This window comes from Nocardioides bizhenqiangii (genome assembly GCF_034661235.1).
GTDB lineage: Bacteria > Actinomycetota > Actinomycetes > Propionibacteriales > Nocardioidaceae > Nocardioides > Nocardioides bizhenqiangii.
Window position 1 is genome coordinate 3,384,947 of sequence record NZ_CP141059.1, and the last position, 15,727, is coordinate 3,400,673.

Annotated in this window: 16 protein-coding genes; 5 read left to right on the plus strand and 11 right to left on the minus strand. The window is 67.8% G+C overall.

Annotation, left to right across the window (positions count from 1 at the left end):
* Positions 1 to 24: 24 nt before the first annotated feature.
* The 3 genes from SHK19_RS16470 (at position 25) to SHK19_RS16480 (ending at position 1,613) form a co-directional block, all read left to right on the plus strand.
* On the plus strand, positions 25 to 495 hold the full coding sequence (locus tag SHK19_RS16470; protein ID WP_322456487.1) for a cupin domain-containing protein: 471 nt from the start codon (positions 25 to 27) through the stop codon (positions 493 to 495).
* A 270-nt stretch (positions 496 to 765) separates the two neighbouring features.
* Positions 766 to 1,167, plus strand: a complete 402-nt coding sequence (locus tag SHK19_RS16475; protein WP_322456486.1) for a GFA family protein — start codon at positions 766 to 768, stop codon at positions 1,165 to 1,167.
* A gap of 296 nt (positions 1,168 to 1,463) precedes the next feature.
* Positions 1,464 to 1,613, plus strand: coding sequence for a hypothetical protein (locus SHK19_RS16480; protein WP_322456485.1), 150 nt, complete (start codon positions 1,464 to 1,466; stop codon positions 1,611 to 1,613).
* Between the two features lie 197 nt (positions 1,614 to 1,810).
* On the opposite strand, the gene SHK19_RS16485 is transcribed toward SHK19_RS16480, so the two are convergent.
* Positions 1,811 to 2,437 (minus strand): hypothetical protein, encoded by a 627-nt coding sequence (locus SHK19_RS16485; protein WP_322456484.1) that lies wholly within the window; start codon positions 2,435 to 2,437, stop codon positions 1,811 to 1,813.
* Positions 2,438 to 2,619: 182 nt separating this feature from the next.
* On the opposite strand from SHK19_RS16485, the gene SHK19_RS16490 reads away from it, so the two are divergent.
* Both SHK19_RS16490 and SHK19_RS16495 read left to right on the plus strand, forming a co-directional pair.
* On the plus strand, positions 2,620 to 3,759 hold the full coding sequence (locus SHK19_RS16490) for a sensor histidine kinase (protein WP_322456483.1): 1,140 nt from the start codon (positions 2,620 to 2,622) through the stop codon (positions 3,757 to 3,759).
* Positions 3,760 to 3,773: 14 nt separating this feature from the next.
* On the plus strand, positions 3,774 to 4,430 hold the full coding sequence (locus SHK19_RS16495) for a response regulator transcription factor (RefSeq protein WP_322456482.1): 657 nt from the start codon (positions 3,774 to 3,776) through the stop codon (positions 4,428 to 4,430).
* Between the two features lie 96 nt (positions 4,431 to 4,526).
* Here the strand turns inward: SHK19_RS16495 and SHK19_RS16500 are convergent, their stop codons facing one another.
* The 10 genes from SHK19_RS16500 to SHK19_RS16545 all read right to left on the minus strand — a co-directional run bounded on the left by SHK19_RS16500 (position 4,527) and on the right by SHK19_RS16545 (position 15,706).
* A complete protein-coding gene (locus SHK19_RS16500; protein WP_322456481.1) occupies positions 4,527 to 5,159 on the minus strand; it encodes a class I SAM-dependent methyltransferase in 633 nt (210 codons plus the stop codon).
* A 116-nt stretch (positions 5,160 to 5,275) separates the two neighbouring features.
* Positions 5,276 to 8,383: a M14 family metallopeptidase gene (locus SHK19_RS16505; RefSeq protein WP_322936881.1), complete on the minus strand. Its 3,108-nt coding sequence runs from the start codon at positions 8,381 to 8,383 to the stop codon at positions 5,276 to 5,278.
* 202 nt (positions 8,384 to 8,585) lie between these two features.
* A complete protein-coding gene (locus tag SHK19_RS16510) occupies positions 8,586 to 9,821 on the minus strand; it encodes a nitric oxide synthase oxygenase (RefSeq protein ID WP_322936882.1) in 1,236 nt (411 codons plus the stop codon).
* Between the two features lie 69 nt (positions 9,822 to 9,890).
* Positions 9,891 to 10,427, minus strand: a complete 537-nt coding sequence (locus tag SHK19_RS16515; RefSeq protein WP_322936883.1) for a DivIVA domain-containing protein — start codon at positions 10,425 to 10,427, stop codon at positions 9,891 to 9,893.
* Positions 10,405 to 11,679 carry a globin domain-containing protein gene (locus tag SHK19_RS16520; RefSeq protein WP_322936884.1) on the minus strand — a complete coding sequence of 425 codons (1,275 nt, stop codon included), beginning with the start codon at positions 11,677 to 11,679 and terminating at the stop codon, positions 10,405 to 10,407. Before SHK19_RS16520 ends, SHK19_RS16515 begins: the two co-directional genes overlap by 23 nt.
* A gap of 166 nt (positions 11,680 to 11,845) precedes the next feature.
* Positions 11,846 to 12,103, minus strand: coding sequence for a hypothetical protein (locus SHK19_RS22120; RefSeq protein WP_405030435.1), 258 nt, complete (start codon positions 12,101 to 12,103; stop codon positions 11,846 to 11,848).
* A 93-nt stretch (positions 12,104 to 12,196) separates the two neighbouring features.
* Positions 12,197 to 13,486, minus strand: a complete 1,290-nt coding sequence (clpX, locus tag SHK19_RS16530; RefSeq protein ID WP_322456476.1) for an ATP-dependent Clp protease ATP-binding subunit ClpX — start codon at positions 13,484 to 13,486, stop codon at positions 12,197 to 12,199.
* Positions 13,487 to 13,586: 100 nt separating this feature from the next.
* Entirely contained in the window at positions 13,587 to 14,195 is a 609-nt protein-coding gene (locus SHK19_RS16535; RefSeq protein ID WP_322456475.1) for an ATP-dependent Clp protease proteolytic subunit, read from the minus strand.
* A gap of 5 nt (positions 14,196 to 14,200) precedes the next feature.
* The gene (locus tag SHK19_RS16540) at positions 14,201 to 14,809 is read right to left on the minus strand and encodes an ATP-dependent Clp protease proteolytic subunit (RefSeq protein ID WP_322938705.1); all 609 of its coding nucleotides are present in this window, start codon (positions 14,807 to 14,809) and stop codon (positions 14,201 to 14,203) included.
* Between the two features lie 411 nt (positions 14,810 to 15,220).
* Positions 15,221 to 15,706, minus strand: coding sequence for an SRPBCC family protein (locus tag SHK19_RS16545; protein ID WP_322936885.1), 486 nt, complete (start codon positions 15,704 to 15,706; stop codon positions 15,221 to 15,223).
* Positions 15,707 to 15,727: the final 21 nt, after the last annotated feature.

Here is a 15,727-nt window from a genome sequence, read left to right on the forward strand (position 1 = left end):
TCTCACGAACGATCGGAGTGTCAGATGACGGAACGGACGACGCTCGCGCCGGTGATCCGAAAGGCCGGCGAGGGCGAGAAGCGATGGTTCTTCGGCGGTGGCGTTTTCACCTGGAAGCTCAGCAGTGCTAACGAGGACATCGGCCTGTGGGAGGTCGACATGGTCGAGGGCAAGTGGACCCCGATCCACACCCACCCGGTCTCGGAGTCCATGTGGGTGCTGGAGGGGCAAATCCAGTACCGCGTCAACGACGATGAACACGAACTCGGTGCCGGCGACTTCGTCATGGTGCCCGCAGGCGTACCCCACGCCTTCATCGTCAAGAGTCCCACGGCCAAGGTGCTCGGCATCCAGCCGACCTGCGAATGCGAACCCTTCTACCGCGGCGCCAGCGAGCCCTTCGAAGGATCGGCCTGCATCGTCGACTTCGCCCGGATCGCGCAGAGCGCCCAGGAGAACGGCGGCATCGAGATCGTTGGCCCCCCACCGTTCTAGTGCGCACCGATCTGCCGCGGACAGCGCGCGGGCACAAGTGTCTTAACGCCGCCAGTCGGCGCCGATCTCAAGTGCGCGGATCTGCTTGCCGATGCGCTGATGGATCCTCGGGGCGTCGCCCGCGCGTTCGCCGCCCAGCATGGCCCCTCGGAGCAGAGTGGCGCACCAGTTCTCTGCCCCTCGATGGGAGGCCGGAACAGAAGCCCAGGCCAGGCCGGCCGGTGGCACTATGGGCTCGACGATGCATCGATCGGGAGAGCGGTAAGTTCCATGTCCCAGGTGCTCGGCGCCCACGGTCGGTGCCTTTGCGGTGGCATCCGGTACACGGTCCGGGACGAGCTCCGCGAGGTCGTCAACTGCCACTGCGAGCGGTGTAAGCGGTTCACCGGGCACCACATGGCCACCACCTCGGCGAAGCTGGAGGGCATCAGCGTCGAGGACGAGGACGCGTTGCTCATCTGGTTCTTCCCGGTGCCGGAGGCCGGCTACGGGTCCTGCTCCCGCTGCGGGTCCTCGTTGTTCTGGCTGTCGTCGGCAGCCGCGGCGCGTCGTGCGGTCTGCGCGGTCACGCTGGATCCACCGACCGGGCTGAGGACGGTCCAGGCATGGTGGGTCAGCCAACCCAGCGACTACCACGCGCGGCCCGATCTCCCGGAGCTCGAGACGGAGTGACGTCGGCATTCGCGAGACGTGGTGTCTCGGAGAAACCGCTCATGCCGCGATCGCTCGTTCGTGCGCCGCACCGACCAGCGCTTACCGCCGCTACAGGCGCCAGAGTCCCCCGCCGCTCGTGAACCGAACGGCGGCCCGGGCGGTACGGAAAACCGCACCCCGCGGGTCGTGCTGACCGCACCGGGAAGCGCCCCCAACATGGCGGTCACCACCCCCGGCCGTGCGCCTGGCCCGATCGCCCGTTGGCGACAAAAGGCGTGTGCTGGAGCCATCCCAACGCAGCGAGAGGCAAGGCAATGGACCGGATCATCGAGGAACAGAGCGGCACCTACACCCCCCGCAGCGCGAACCCGCACAACGGCTACTACGCGGGCGACTTCTCCTCGGTTCCGTTCAAGCAGCCCGACCTGCAGCTGCTGCTCACGCTGACCCGACGGGCGAGGTGACATCCACCCCGATCTTTCGCATCAACGGGGTTGTCGAGAATCAGCCAAGGTTCGGCGTCACTCGGTGTCGGCAAGGACCTTCTTCCACGGTGACCCAGACGTCCAGTGTTACGACCCGAACCTGCATCCTTCCGGCGCGAGAAGGGCAACGCAGGTGTCCAGATACCGATCGTGCCGGGGAGCGTGACGGGGTGCGTTCAGGCTTCTGACCGCGTCCCCCGGGACCCGCGGGCTGTTGCTCGCCGGCGCGTGTCAAGCTCGATCTCCGCGCGGGGATGGCGCGGTTGGACGAGCCCGATCAGCCAGCCGGCGAGGGCGAGACCGGCGGCGCCGGCGAGGAGGGGTGAGACCGCCCACAGTCCGGTGGCGGAGAGCCCCACGATCGCGAGGACGACCAGTATCCAGCCACGAAGGCCACCGATGGCACGCCCCAGCATCGCTGCAGCCGCGACCGTGACCAGCATGCCCAGCACGAAGACCATCCACCCCGCGAAGCTCCCCCAGAACGCCTCCGGCTCCCCGAGCCGAGCGGCGCTCTTCTCTGTGTGCAGACCGCTGAGCAGCACCATCCAGAACTCTAGAACGTTCCCGGCGAGCAGGAGGACCGACCCCACCACCAGCACCACTGGACCCTTCCTGCTGGCGCCGGGTGGCGAAGTCCGCAGTAGGACCGCGTAGCCGACGAGGAGCAAGAGGGGGAGGGTGAGTGCGCGATTGGCTGCGTCGTACCCGGCACCGACTGGGTCGCTGCCGGCCTGGGTGGCGACCAGCGTGACGCCGACGACCCAGAGAGCGCCGACCGCCACGGCAAGCACGGAGAGCATGCGAAAGGACGGTGCGTGAGAAGCGACAGCGGCGCCAGGCGCCGGCTGGCTTGATGTCTTTGCCATGCCCGCAGTCAACCCGCCCGGACCTCGGGCAGAGTCAGGCCGGAGGACGACATGCGCCTACCCGGGTCATCCTCAGGGACGACCCGGGTCGCCAGATGGTCCCGTACCGTCGTGCCATGCGCTCGACCGGCGAGGATCACGTCCCGGCGGCCGGCCCGACGGCCGGGTTCACCGTGCTGGTCGGCCTGGTGCTCGGCGGCCTGGCCCTGATCGAGATCTGGGTGCAGCCGATCTTCCAGACCGGCATCCCCGGCCCCCGAGTACCGCTGACTGTCCTCGTCGCGATCATGGTCACGGCGCTTGCCAGTCACGAGCGCTGGCCGCTCGCAGGCGCCGCAGCGTTCTCCGGAACGGTGGTCGCGATCGGCTGGGTCGGTCAAGAAGACCAGTCAGCGTTCGAACTGGCCCTTGGCAGCCTGGTGGTCGCGTACACCCTGGCCAAGACCACGGCCGGTCCACGCGCGTGGATTGGAGCCGGCCTGCTTTTCGGCGGCTTCCTGGGCTGGTTCTGGCTCACCTACACGGCTGACGACCGGCCCGACGACTTCGTGGTCCCCGCGCTGCTCATCAGCGCCGCGTGGTACGTCGGTCGGGAGGTCCGCCACCACCGTCAGCGTGCGGCGTCGGTCGCGGCCGCGAGCGTGGAGGAGGAGCGCAGTCGGATTGCGCGCGAGCTCCACGACGTGGTGGCACACGGCGTCAGCGTGATGGGCCTGCAAGCGAGCAGCGCTCGGGCCGGCCTGCCACCCGAGCTGGTGGATCAACGCGCCACGCTGGAAGCGATCGAGTCGCTGGGCCGCGCCACACTCGAGGAGCTGCACCGGATGCTGGGGGTGCTCCGATCCGGCACCGATCATGCGGCGCCTGTCCAGCCGCTCCCCCGGCTCGACCAGCTGGCCAACCTGTGCGCGGGCAGCGGAACGCCTCCCGTGGTCCGGCTCTCGGTCGAGGGCCACCCCCGCAACCTGTCGACTGGGCTGGAGCTGTCGGCATACCGAATCGTGCAGGAGGCCCTGACCAACGTTCGGCGCCACGCGAATGCCGAGGTGGCGTGGGTGAGGCTGAACTACCTGCCGGACACCCTCAACATTGAGGTCGCGGACGACGGTGATGGTTCCGCGAACCCTGTCCGGTTCGGGCATGGCCTGGTCGGAATCCGCGAACGGGTAGCCCTGCACGGCGGATCCCTCGTCGTGGACCCCACGGCGCACGGATACCGGGTTCAGGTTGTGCTTCCGACCGGTGGAGACACGTGAGCATCCGACTAGTTGTGGCCGATGACGACCCGCTCGCCCGCACCGCGCTGACCACGATCCTGGGATCCGCTTCGGACCTGGACGTCGTGGGCAGCGCAGGCAACGGTGCGGAGGCGGTGCAGGCCGCCACTCGTCTGCGGCCCGACGTCGTGGTGATGGATATCCGGATGCCCGTCATCAACGGCATCGACGCCACCAGGCACCTCACTTCCCTCTCGCCGACGGCGGGGCGAGTTCTCGTGCTGACGACGTTCGGTGACGAGGAGTACCTGCTGGAAGCGCTTCGGGCTGGCGCGAGCGGCTTCCTGCTCAAGAACTCGTCCGCGGACCAACTCATCGGCGCAGTGCGCACCGTCGCGGCAGGCGAAGCCCTGCTCGCACCCGGCGTCACCCGGATGGTCATCGAGCGCTACCTCGCCGCCACGGGTCCGACTCGCTCAGCCGTCTCGGTGCTCAAGCGGTTGACGCCGCGGGAGACCGAGGTCATGGCCTTGATGGCGCGCGGCCTGAGCAACCGCGAGATAGCCGACCGGCTTGTACTCGGCGAGACGACGGTCAAGACGCACGTGGCCCGGATCCTCACGAAGTTGGCGGTCCGCGATCGCGCTCAGGTAGTGATCGCCGCGTACGAATCCGGCCTGGTGGTCGCGGGCAGAACGGACGGTTCCTGACCAGTCCTGCACCGTGCGCCCCGCGAGGTGCGCCACTTCGCCTCGAAGCGGCAGCCTCCGTTTCCGCTGCGAGACGACCATTGGGCAGTAGCGAATCTAGAACTGGCGCGCATGACTCGTCGAACCTCCCGCTCCTCGGGACAGTTCGGCTCGCCACCAGGTGCCGCTCTCAATCCGTTCGACGCCGCGCAGGATGAGGCCGCCGCTCGCAAACTCCTCGAGCTCTGCACGGGTCAGCGGCCACGGCGGTCCCTTCACCTCGGACCCTTCGTCCCGTGTGGTCGCGAGGACCAGCAGTGTGCCTTCTGGAGCCACTAGAGCGGCGATGTTCTGCGCGGCTGCCGTGTGCTGCTCAGGCGGCATCGACTGCACGGTAAGACTCTCTACAACCAGGTCGAACCGACGCTGCCACTTACGCGGAAGGTCCAAGACGTCGGCAACGAGGTAGTTCACCTTGCTGGCGGGATACATTCGCCGCGCTGCAGCAATTGCGGTCGGCGCGAAGTCAAAGCCCGTGGTGCGAAATCCCAACAGCGCTAGGAACTCGGCGTCGGCGCCGTAGCCGCATCCCACCACCAGCGCCTCGCGGCCACCGCCCGCCAGGTCTCGCGCCTCAGCCCACTCCACGAGCTGTGGACGAGGGGCGCCGTAGTCCCAGGGCGGCTTGGCTTCACCGGCCTCCGCGCCTGCGTAGATCGCCTCGAACATGCTGGAGGGCTCGCCCGTCATGATTCGAGGCTACCGACGACGTTGGACCCCGGTCCCCAGTCGGCCACGAAGACGGAACATGATCACTCGGCTCGCTGTCCCATCCAGCGACATTCCGCCGCGATCGAAGCCTGGCGTCACTCCAGCAGGTGATCGAGGGCCCTCCCCATCACCTCGTTGCGCTCGTCCGCGGTCGAGACGCCCTCCAGGCCGAAGCCCAGCAGCAAGGAGCGCGGGGTCGCGATCGCGTTGCCGACCGGGAAGCCGGAGGCGTCGGTGCGGATGAAGTTGTTGGAGTTGGGCGCACTGCCGGGGGGTGGGCCGGTGACCTCCCAGCCGCCGAGGTCGCCCTCGAACGACGTCGACGTGCCGTCGGGGAGAGTGATGTCGTCGACGAAGACGCCGAGGTTCTGGGTGCCCCAGTCACTGACGTAGGCGATCGAGATCTCGACCGACCCGCCGGCCCACTCCGAGAGGTCGACGCTCCACTCCTGCCAGCCGCTCGAGCTGCCGCTCGCGGCGTGCCACTCGCCGCTGGAGCCGGTCGCCGTGCAGTTCCCGGCGCCGTCGGACGTCTGGTAGTGCGCCAGGTGCGGGTGCAGCTCCTCGATCCACCCCGAGGCGCAGCTCTCGCCGGTCGACGGGGAAGTGTGACCGTTGGCATCGGGCAGAGTGGTCCAGTCATCGTCACCCGGCGTGCGGGCCTCGACTGTCAAGAAGTCCCAGTCCGGCTCGGTGTCGTACGACGTCCAGAAGCTCAGCGAGCCTCCACCGGCGGGGACCGCGACTTCCCGAGTCAACCGCTTGTAGGACACGTCGGCGATCTGGGAGTACACGTACTGCGTGCCGCTGTGCGGGTCGAACGGCCCGCCCGGCTTGTCCCAGCGCGCCGCCGGCCAGCTCTCGAACTGCTTGAACTCGTCGACCGGGAGGATGCCGCTCGTGGAGATGAACGAGCCCGTGTGGTCCTGGTTGTCCGCGCTGTCGGGCCCGTTGAGCGACGCCAGGATCCCGTCCAGCGGCTCGTCGATGCCCGTGACGTCGAACGCCGTACCGTCCTCGGCGATCCCGTCGCCCCCGACGGCGAGGTAGCCGCCGAAGTAGTACTGCAGCACGTCGTTCGTCCCGTCGCCGGAGCCGCGCAGGAGCAGGCACCGACGCGAGTCGGTGCCGGGCGGCAGGGGGTTGCAGGCGATCTCGCCCTTGGGGTCGTAGTACTGGTTGCCGACGACGGCCGTGTACTGCTGCCCGGCCCAGTTGCCGGTGTAGAGGACCTTGCCGCCCTCGTTCATGTAGGAGCGCATCTCGAGCATCTCGTCGAGGGCCAGCCGGTCGGCGTTGCCGGCGCCCGTGCCTGTCCTGCGGGTCACGATGTCGTCACCGGAGTACCAGATCACCGCGTCGTAGTGGCTCAGCACACCGAGCACGTCCGGGGCGACCCGGCCGTTGGCGTCGACGTCGTAGACGTCGCCGGTCTCGCCGTTGGCCTCGAGCGCGTCCAGGTAGTAGTCGGTGTAGTGCGGTCCGGGTGCCTGCACGGGCGATGCGCCCGTGTAGTCCTCCGCGGCCACGACGAGCACCCGGTTGCCGGTCTCCGAGACGGCGTCGTAGGTGAACGAGTCGCTCGTCTCGCCGCCGCCTTCGAACCAGACCTCGACCGAGTCACCGGGGTCGGTGCCGGTCACCACGCCGCGCATCTGGTGGTAGTGCACCGAGGCGGGGGTGTACGTCTCCCCGCCGTCCCACTCCGCCGTCGGAGCCGACTGCACGGCACCGTCGTTGATGCGGTACTTCAGCGTCACCGGGCCGAGGCTGCGCTTGGCGATCACGGCCACCGGCTGCGGGTCGCCGTACGACTTGGTGAAGCTGAACTGCGCCTCCGGGATACCGCGCTTGTAGGGGTCGGCGCTGTCGACGTAGAACGGCTCGGTCTCGATGCCGGTCACGGTCTTCGGGTCGTCGGGGTCGACCGCGGATCGGGCCACGGAGTGCGCGAACGGCAGGTTGCGCAGGAACTCCTCCTGCACCAGCTGCTCGTCGTCCGGGAAGACGAAGCCGCACCCGTCGCAGCCCGCAGACAGCTCGGGCGTCCAGGCGAGCGCGCCGGTCTGGGCGTGGGCGTAGTCGGTGGTCTCGCCGTTCGTCACGTAGAGGACGTCGGACGACAGCCCGGGATGGAAGTCCTCGATCGCGGGCTCGTCGAGGTTCCCCGACAGTGCGTAGTAGATCGGATCGTCGGACGTCGGGGTCCCGATCTGCCAGCCCTCGGCGTAGAGGATCCACCGGCCGTTGGAGTGGTAGTTGATCTGGAACGCGAAGCCGATCCGGTCGAGCAGCCCGACCATCGCCTTGGTCTCCGGCTCGGAGAGCGGAGCCGGGCCGCGGTAGGTCTGGCTGGACTGGATCGAGGAGGATCCCTCGTTGTCATAGCCCCAGTGGTTGGGGAAGTTGCGGTTGGGGTCGACACCGTCGACGCCGGTGATCTGGCCGTCGCCGTTGTTGTCGCGCAGGTTCTTCCGCCACAGCCGCTCGACGTCGAAGGAGTACTGGTAACCGTCGGGGTTGGCGACCGGCACGAACCACAGCTCGGTCGTCTTCAGAAGGTTCCGCACCGCTTTGTCGTTGGCTCGCCAGCGATCGATGTAGTGCTTCATCAGCCGCCGCGTCACCTCGGTGGCGATCCACTCCCGGGCGTGCTGGGTGCCGCTGTACAACACCGCCGGACGGCTGCCGTCGACCTTGCCCCGCGCCCCTTGGGTGAGCTTGAGCGCCAGGATCTCGCGGCCCTGGTGGGTCGTTCCGATCTTCACCAGCTTCGCGATCTGCGGGTTCGCTCTGGCCGCCGCACGGAGCTGGTCGCGGATGCCACCCGGCTCGTCGTAGGACCGCCAGACGTTGTAGCCGCCGACAGCCTGGGAGTTCGCGAACTGGCGGACGGTCTGCCCGCCCTTGACCCGGGTCAGCTTCAGGTCGAAGCCCTGGGAGCGCAGACGCGCAGCGTCCGCGCGGTCGACGATCAGCTCGACCTCGACCCGTTTGCCGGCTTGATCCGAGTGCGGCTGCTCGCCGAGGTCGAAACCCTGCGCGGCGAGGCTGGACCACTGGTCCGGCGTCACCATCGTCGTGTAGACGTCGAGCGGGCCTCCCGCTTTGTCCGGAGGGGCGGGGGCAGCGCCTCCCGGGACCGCGGCGAGCGCGGCGATGAGGATGGCAGCAGCAAAGACGATTCCGAGTAGACGACGCATGACGCACCTCCGGAGACAGGCCTACACCCGCGTCAGCAGTTGCCGCAAGAGCTGCTGCGACGGGATATTCGCCGTGGCCGCCGGCGGATGCCCGAACGATTCGCCGGAGACGGACGCTCGAATGCGCCTTCATTCGGCTCGTCCAGCCGGGCTCCACCTAGACCAAGAACCGCATCCAGGCCCTTCCAGGCCGCTCCCCGCATCAGCGGAAGGCGGGCGGACCGCCCTGGAGCGCCCGGCCTGCGGCCTCGTTGTCGGCGAGGAAGTTCGGCACCTGGTTCTCGGCTTCGTAGTAGCGGTGGAAGACCGGGGTCTGCGAGCCGGACATCGGCGGCACGATCCAGCTCCAGTCGGCAGGGCAGCGGCGACCCGCCCGCTCCTCCCGCTCCAAGTGGGTGAGGAACCTGCGGGACTCGGTGTGGTGGTCGGTGATGGTCACGCCGGTCACTCGGAACGAGTGCAGTACCGCACGATTGATCTCGACCAAGGCCTGGTCTCGCCACAGGGTCGCCTCGTCCGAGGTGTCGAGCCCCATTCGTTTCGCAACTTCCGGTACCAGGTCATAGCGGTCGCTGTCGCCCAAGTTGCGGGCCCCGATCTCCGTGCCCATGTACCAACCGTTGAATGGCGCAGCCGGGTAGGAGACACCGCCGATGACAAGCAGGCTGTTGCTGATGACCGGGACCGCGTGCCACCGCATGCCCATACCGGCGAACCATGTCAGCTCGGGGTGCTCAAGCGGGACCTCATGTACCGCTTGGCCGGGGACCTGGAACAACCGCGGTCCCTCCTCGACGGTCTCCACCACAAGCGGGAGCACGTCAAAGGCACTCGGGAACTCGGGCGGCCGCCACCCGCGCTGGATCAGTTTGCTCGTGAAAGTTCGGTAGCGTGGGTCCCCGAGGACATCCCCGTCCGGCTGCTCGTATCCGGCGTACCGGATGAGTTGCTCGTTCCAGATCCTGGGGGCAGGTCTGGAGGGGGACTCGGGAGCGAACACGCTGATCATCGGCCGGATCTTCCCGCCGTTGTGAGCCTCTCGCAGATGCTCGAAGCAGCGCGCGGCCACGCTGCCGGCGTCGGAGACCGTCCTCAGGTCGCGCACCTGCAGGCTCTGCCAGTACAGCCGACCGATGCACCGTGCGTTGTTGCGCCAGGCGACGCGGGCGCCGAAGGCCAGCTCCTCAGCGGTGTGCCAGTAGGTCCCGGTCATGTCGATTTCGCGCATCACCGCGGCGATCCGCGGCCCCAACGGCCCGGGCTGGGGGTTCTCGGCGTGGAAGAGCTCGAGGAACTCCTCGGCCTCCGCCCGATCTACCTCGATGTCGGCGCTACCGGGGCTTCGCTCGGGGTCGGGCTGGCTCAGGCGATTTTGTGTCACCGGCTGGTCGGTCGGGTCGGTGTGGGCAGGGCAGCACTCGTGGTGTTGCGTCGTCATGTCCCTCCCCCGGGGGAGGGATTCCCTGATCCACCCATCCGAGAGGGTCTCAGAAGATCTCGCACCCGATCAGTCCGAGCCAGGCGACTCCGGTCCGCTCCCGTTGCGGGCGCGGACCTGCCAGTCGCTCAAGTCGTCGAACAGGGGGTCGATCTGGTGGGTCGCCGCGGAACCCGACTCGGTGGCCGGATGGGTGCTCCCAAGCCGGTCGACCTCGGTGGCGAACGAGTCCATGATCGACTTCATCTGTGCCTGGGCCGTCTGTGCGTAGGAACGAACCTGCTGCCCGGCCGTGTCCATGGCCTCCTCCACGACTTTGCGCTCGTGTGCGCGCGCTTGGCCGATGCGGTCGCGGGCGTCCCGGCTGACGTCCTCGACCATCTCCTCGGCCACGAGCTGTGCTTGGCTGAACAGTTGGACGACCTGTTCGTTGACGCGGTCGCCGACCTGTTCGTACTCGTCTAGCGCCGCCTGCACGCGCTGCAACTCTGTCCGGAGACGGTCGTTCTCGGCCCGGCTCTCGCGGAGCTCGCTCTCTGTGGCTTGCACCTGGCCAGCCAACAGGTCGAGGTACTCGTACACCTCAGCCGCGTCGATGCCACGCATCCGGCGCCGGAAGGTCTCGTCGCGGATCGACTCGGGTGACCGGTAGTGCGGAGAGTCCTGGCGGTCGTTGGTGTTCGTCACTTGTTGTCTCCTGCCTGTTCAGCGCTCGCTCGGCGGTGTGATCGTCCGCGGCCGCGTAGTAAAAGTGCTCGTACTTGATGTGCTCGGGGTGCATGCCCCTACTAGCCAACTGCTCCAGCGTGTGCGCGACCATCTGCGGACCGCCGCACACCATCGCCGTGCGCCCGTCCAGCGTCTGCCGGGCCGCGACCGTGCCGACCTTCCCGCGCGTCCCGGGATAGGACGAATCGTCAGACACGACCTCCGTGTAGTCGAACCACGGCCGCTTCTGGGCCAGCTCTCGCAACCGGGGGCGGTCGTAGAGGTGCCAGGGCATTCGGACGCCGTGGAGGAGATGGACCCGCGGCGCGGTGCGAGACCGCTGCCACTCGTGATCGATCTGCTCGAGGACCGCGAGGAGTGGGGCGAGACCCGTTCCACCAGCGACCATCAGCAGATCTTTCGAGTCCTCTGCCCGCCGGGTCAGCCGCTCGCCCACCGGCGCCCCCAACTTCACGACGTCGCCGACCTTCAGGGACCGCACCGCGGTCGGGCTCACCTGGCCACCGTCGATCTGTTGCACATGCAGGTCGATCGAGCCGTCCCGGCGCGGAGCGTTGGCCGGGCTGAAGTACCGCCACAGCCGAGGGCGTTGCGGGATCTCCATGGACACCGACTGGCCGGGAAGGAACCCGAACGCGCGCCGGGGCCGGACCGTCAGCAGCGTGAGGTCCATGGTCCGTCGCTCGACCGAGACCACATCGGCGTCCCACCAGTCAGGGCTGGACTCCGAGGACGTCTCCGCTGCCTCGACCATCATCCGCGCGATCACCTGGTAGGCCGCCGTCCAGTGCGCGGCGAGCTCCTCGTCCCATTCGGACCCCAGGAAGTGCTTCAGGGTTGCGCACAGCGAGGCGCCGACTGCGTTGTAGTGATCCGCGACCACGGCGTACTTACGGTGGTCGCGGCCGAGGTGTTGCAGGAACGCCGCATCATTCTCGATCTGGTCGGCGTGGCTGACAATCCTGCCGAGTGCGCTGACAAGCTTGTCCCGCTGGTTCGACATGGAGAGCGGGAACATCGACCGCACCTCAGGATGGGACACGAAGAGGTGCGAGTAGAAGTACAGCGGCACCTGTTCCCCGTGCTCCGTCACCCGATCCCAACTGCGCTGCAGGGCATATGCATCCATCGGGCTTCGCTATCCGTCTCGTGGAGGCAGCTCCTCGAACGAAACGGGCGGCCCATCAGCGGGCACATTGCGCTGCCGGTCGTCGGCAGCTCGAGCGGATAGGTACTGCTTTGACAAAGGGTTCCCTCCCTGTCCAGTCCCCCGTCCCTCCCCGCCACCGGCTCCCTCAAGCCAGCGGGGCGAAACGGGCGGATCGGAATGAGTCGCGGAGTCTAACAGGCGTCGAGGAACGCAGCATCAGTCGACCGTCGACGTCCAGCTCCATCGTCCAGTCGGCGAGCGAGGGGACGTCATGCATCACGTGGAGGAGGACCTCCTCGATGATGGACCGCAGGCCGCGGGCTCCGGTGGCGCGCTCCATCGCCTTGTCGGCGATGCCCTCGATGGCGTCGTCGGTGAACTCGATATCGACGCCACGGAGCAACCGGCGGACCAGCCTGAGCCCTCGCCTAGCGGCTCGGGCTACTCGACCAGCGGCGGGTAGGGGCCTCGACAAGCTCGACCAGCGGGAGAAGGGCTAGGCCGACTTCTTCTTCTTCGCCTCGCGGAGCACGAGGGTGGGAGGCACGTCGTCGTCGACGGTCTCGCGGGTGACGACGACCTTCTCGACGTCGCCGCGGGAGGGGACGTCGTACATCACGTGGAGGAGGACCTCCTCGATGATGGACCGCAGGCCGCGGGCTCCGGTGCCACGCTCCATCGCCTTGTCGGCGATGGCCTCGATGGCGTCGTCGGTGAACTCGAGGTCGACGCCGTCGAGCTCGAAGAGCTTGTGGTACTGCTTCACCAGCGCGTTGCGCGGCTCGGTGAGGATCTGCACCAGCGCCTCGCGGTCGAGCTTGGTCACGCTCGCGATCAGCGGGAGCCGGCCGATGAACTCGGGGATCAGGCCGAACTTGGTCAGGTCCTCGGGGCGCACCAGCGAGAGCAGGTCCTCGGCGTCGCGCTCCTCCTTGCCGCGGACGTCCGCGGTGAAGCCCAGCGTCTTCTTGCCGACCCGCTGCTCGATGATGTGCTCGAGCCCGGCGAACGCGCCGCCGACGACGAACAGGATGTTCGTCGTGTCGATCTGGATGAACTCCTGGTGCGGGTGCTTGCGCCCGCCCTGCGGCGGCACCGAGGCGGTCGTGCCCTCGATGATCTTGAGCAGCGCCTGCTGGACGCCCTCGCCGGAGACGTCACGGGTGATCGAGGGGTTCTCCGCCTTGCGGGCCACCTTGTCGATCTCGTCGATGTAGATGATCCCGGTCTCGGCCTTCTTGACGTCGTAGTCGGCGGCCTGGATCAGCTTGAGCAGTATGTTCTCGACGTCCTCGCCGACGTAGCCGGCCTCGGTCAGCGCGGTCGCGTCGGCGATCGCGAACGGCACGTTGAGCATCCGGGCCAGGGTCTGGGCGAGGTAGGTCTTGCCGCAGCCGGTCGGACCGATGACCAGGATGTTGGACTTGGCGACCTCGACGACCTCGTCCTTGCTGTGCTTGCCCTTGGCGTCACCGAGGCCCGGCTGGACGCCGGCCTGGACCCGCTTGTAGTGGTTGTAGACGGCGACCGCGAGGGACTTCTTCGCCTGCTCCTGGCCGATCACGTAGGAGTTGAGAAAGTCGAAGATCTCCTTCGGCTTCGGCAGCTCATCGAGGCCGACCTCGGCGCCCTCGTTGAGCTCCTCCTCGATGATCTCGTTGCAGAGGTCGATGCACTCGTCGCAGATGTAGACGCCCGGACCAGCGATCAGCTTCTTGACCTGCTTCTGGCTCTTCCCGCAGAAAGAGCACTTCAGCAGGTCGCCTCCGTCACCGATGCGTGCCACGGGCGGTACTCCTCACGTAATGCGGACTCCCCGACCGTACTCCCTGGTACCCCTTCCACGGGAGGGGACACGAGGGGCGCGGCGGGATGGTCATGATCGGTCAGGTGAGCGCCGGAGTGCCCTTGAGCGACTCCAGCACCGAGTCGATGAGACCGTACTCGATCGCCTGCTCTGCGGTGAGGATCTTGTCGCGTTCGATGTCGCGGCTGACCTCTTCCATCGTCTTGTTGCTGTGGTCGCTGATCATCCGCTCGAGCATCTCCCGCATCCGGAGGATCTCGTTGGCCTGGATCTCGATGTCCGAGGTCTGGCCGAAGGTGCCCTCGGTGTAGGGCTGGTGGATCAGGATCCGGCTGTTGGGCAGCGCCAGTCGCTTGCCCTGGGTGCCGGCGGCGAGAAGGATCGCGGCCGCGGACGCAGCCTGACCGATGCACACCGTCTGCACGTCCGGCTTGATGAACTGGATCGTGTCGTAGATCGCGGTCAGCGCCGTGAACGAGCCACCGGGGCTGTTGATGTAGATGCTGAGGTCCTGGTCGGGGTTCATCGACTGGAGGCACAGCAGCTGCGCGATCACCGCGTTGGCGACGTCGTCGGAGATCGGCGTGCCGAGGTAGATGATGCGGTCCTCGAACAGCTTCGCGTAGGGGTCGATCCGCCGGAAGCCGTACGACGTGCGCTCTTCCCACTGCGGGATGTAGTAGTTCATCTGCGTCAGTCCTTGTTCGAGTGGGCCGGGCGGCCCTCGTCGGCGGCGTCACGGGCACTCTTGACGACCTTGTCGACCAGTCCGTAGTCGACGGCCTCGCTAGCGGTGAACCAGCGGTCGCGGTCGGCGTCCTCACTGACCTGCTCGACGCTCTGGCCGGTGTGCTGGGAGATGAGCTCGAAGAGCACCTTCTTGATGTGCAGCGACTGCTGGGCCTGGATCTTGATGTCCGAGGCCGAGCCACCCATGCCGGAGGACGGCTGGTGCATCATGATCCGCGCGTGCGGCAGCGCGTAGCGCTTGCCCTTGGTGCCCGCGCAGAGCAGGAACTGGCCCATCGACGCCGCGAGCCCCATGCCGACGGTGGCGACGTCGTTGGGGATGTAGTTCATGGTGTCGTAGATGGCCATCCCCGCGTCGACCGAGCCGCCGGGCGAGTTGATGTGGAGGAAGATGTCCGCCTCGGGGTCCTCCGCCGACAGCAGCAGCAGCTGCGCGCAGATCGCGTTGGCGTTCTGGTCGCGGACCTCGGATCCGAGGAAGACGATCCGCTCCTTGAGCAGCCGGCTGTAGATGTTGTCGTCGAGAAGGTTGAGTCCGGGCGCGCCGTTCATCACGGGGCCGCTGGGATTCTGAGTCACGTGGCGACACTAGCCGTCCCGCGCCCCGGAACCACGGGATCTCGGCCCCTGTTCGCCGACAGCAGATTTGCGAGCCCGGTGTCGTCCGAGGGACGAGGACGGCACCGTTGGGCGAGCAGGTCGAGTAGCGCCCGCGAGCGAGGAACGAGCTCGCGACGGCGCGTATCGAGACCCGGTGACGTGCCCAGCGACGGTGGGGACGGCCACACCGAAGGTTGCGGCGTCTCGATACGCCCTCGCGCAGAGCGCTCGGGCTACTCGACGACCGAAGCGGCTCGGGCTACTCGACGACCGAAGCGGCTCGGGCTACTCGACGACCGAAGCGGCTCGGGCTACTCGACGACCGAAGCGGCTCGGGCTACTCGACGACCGAAGCGGCTCGGGCTACTCGACCACCGAAGGCGCTTCCGCGGCGGCCTTCAGGCCGGCGACGGTGCGGGCCATGCCCTGCTCGAGCTCGTCGGCGTGCTCGACGTTGCCGCCGAGGAAGGCGGGCGCGAACGCCCTGCTCATCAGGGTGACGCCCTCGGGGACCGGGCGCCGGTGCACGACCCGGGTGCCACCGTTGACCGCGTCGAGCTCCCAGATCCACTGGGCGCCGCTGGACTTGGTGTCCCACACCAGTCGGCGACCGTGGTCCACCGCCGCAACGACCGAGCGGGATGGCCAGATGACGGCCTTGCGGCGGTTGATCCCGAGGTACCACTGGCCGACACGCAACCCACCACGCTTCAGGGGCACCATCCGCATCACCTCCGGGCTCCACTGCGGCAGCTGGGAGAAGTCGGTCAGCAGCTCCCAGACCCGCTCCGGCGGCGCCTCGACGATCGCTTCCGCGCGCAGCTCGCGGTCTGCTCGTGCTTCGGTCACAACCCGCATGGTGGCAGACCG